We start from the raw sequence: 1525 nt of genomic DNA, 5'->3' as shown, positions 1-1525 counted from the left end.
ATGAAGCCATCTGAATTTCAGACAACCATAGAGAACCAGTTTGATTATATCTGTAAAGTCGCTATGGAGGATGAACGCAAAGACTATCTCAAAGCGTTGTCCAGACAGTGTAAACGGGAAACCCTGTTCTGTGATATGGACGATTACACCGTCAATCTGTTTTCTTCCGAAGACACCTATCCATCCCACTTCCATACTTTTGAAATGGATGGATTTACTGTCCGCATTGAAAACAGCCTGTTAGCCGAAGCATTAGAAAGTCTGGACGGAAAGAAACGTGACGTTATCCTGCGATATTATTTTCTTGGATTTGACGATACGGAAATCTCAAAAATTCTGGAAGTCAACCGTTCTACCATCCAGAGAAGAAGACACGCCGGACTGGAATTTATCAAAAAATTTATGGAGGACGAAGCATGACAGCAAAGCACCCTATGATTCCGTTTCCTGTGATTGTAAGAGCTACGGACGGCGATATTGAAGCAGTCAACCAGATTGTACGCCATTACAGCGGTTTTATTGCCAGCCGTTCCATGCGTCCCATGAAAGACGAATATGGAAATACCCACATGGTTGTAGATGAAACCCTACGCCGCCGGATGGAAACACGTCTGATTGCAAAGATTTTATCTTTTGAAATCAGGGAACCAAACTAGAAATAACGCTCGCCTGTGGAAGCGTGGACAAACCCATGCTTCCCAGACAGAGCTTGCCAGTCTATTAAAGTGCATTATCACCAGTGCATTTTAACAGGCTGATAAAGCCGGATTGTTCCTTGAAAAAGAAAGCGTCTAATCAACGCAGCATAAAGCAGCCGAATACGTTTCGATAGAAAGAGAGCCGTTGGGCTGGCACGCCGTAACCCACCAAAGGAGGGATGATACCGGATAGCGATTCCTGCCAGCGTTCCATAAGTAGCTTACCGCAGAGCTGCCGCCATGACCTTTCTATTGTGATAATGATACTTCCGTACAGCCTTAGTCCGTGTGATGATGTAGCACCGCTGGCAAAGGGTACGGCTGGATGAGAACCATGCAGGGGTGAGATTCCCATGAGCTTTAGCGAAAGCTGCTCGGCTTGCTTATATACTATTTTGAATTAGAATTTTTCATTCAAAATCAAATAACTATTCGCAGGAAATACAATCTTAATATTACTTTTGCCACAAAATCTGATATAATATAGACAGATATTGAGGGTTCCATATCTGGTCTATGGAAAGGAGGAACATGATTACAGTAACAAAAAAAGACTTAATAGAACTGGGTTATGGAACTTCATTCGCAGCAGACATCATAAGAGAAGCAAAAAAACTTATGATTTCAAAAGGGCATACCTACTATCAGTCACGCAAACTGGACAGGGTTCCCAGAGAAGCTGTGGAAGAATTGCTAGGGATTACTTTTACTGATAAATCGAACTGATTGTACTTCTTGCACATTTATGTAAGGAGTGAAATCATGGCAAAAGACCCTATTAAGAAAGCAGAAAACGGAACTTATTATTTTAGAGCAAACTTAGGTTT

At 42.1% G+C, this 1525-nt stretch carries 3 protein-coding genes; all 3 read left to right on the top strand.

The window, feature by feature from the left end; all coding sequences use genetic code 11:
• Positions 1–420: RNA polymerase sigma factor (locus tag DW965_RS18655; RefSeq protein ID WP_020994407.1), on the top strand; the 420-nt coding region annotated here is incomplete at its 5' end.
• Entirely contained in the window at positions 417–656 is a 240-nt protein-coding gene (locus DW965_RS18650; RefSeq protein WP_009009556.1) for a helix-turn-helix domain-containing protein, read from the top strand. The genes DW965_RS18655 and DW965_RS18650, both read left to right, overlap by 4 nt.
• A 573-nt stretch (positions 657–1229) precedes the next feature.
• The gene (locus DW965_RS18640) at positions 1230–1424 is read left to right on the top strand and encodes a DUF3173 domain-containing protein (protein WP_011861908.1); all 195 of its coding nucleotides are present in this window, start codon (positions 1230–1232) and stop codon (positions 1422–1424) included.
• The last annotated feature ends 101 nt before the right edge of the window (positions 1425–1525 follow it).

Origin of the sequence: Blautia sp. AM47-4, from assembly GCF_003479865.1 — a bacterium.
GTDB lineage: Bacteria > Bacillota > Clostridia > Lachnospirales > Lachnospiraceae > Fusicatenibacter > Fusicatenibacter saccharivorans.
Note: the sequence above shows the minus strand (reverse complement) of the source record. Positions and strands in the feature narration are given on the sequence as shown.

Excerpts from the sequence above, each read along its gene's own strand:
- DW965_RS18650 (WP_009009556.1), top strand. The coding sequence starts at position 417 with ATGACAGCAAAGCACCCTATGATTCCGTTTCCTGTGATTGTAAGAGCT.
- DW965_RS18640 (WP_011861908.1), top strand. The coding sequence starts at position 1,230 with ATGATTACAGTAACAAAAAAAGACTTAATAGAACTGGGTTATGGAACT.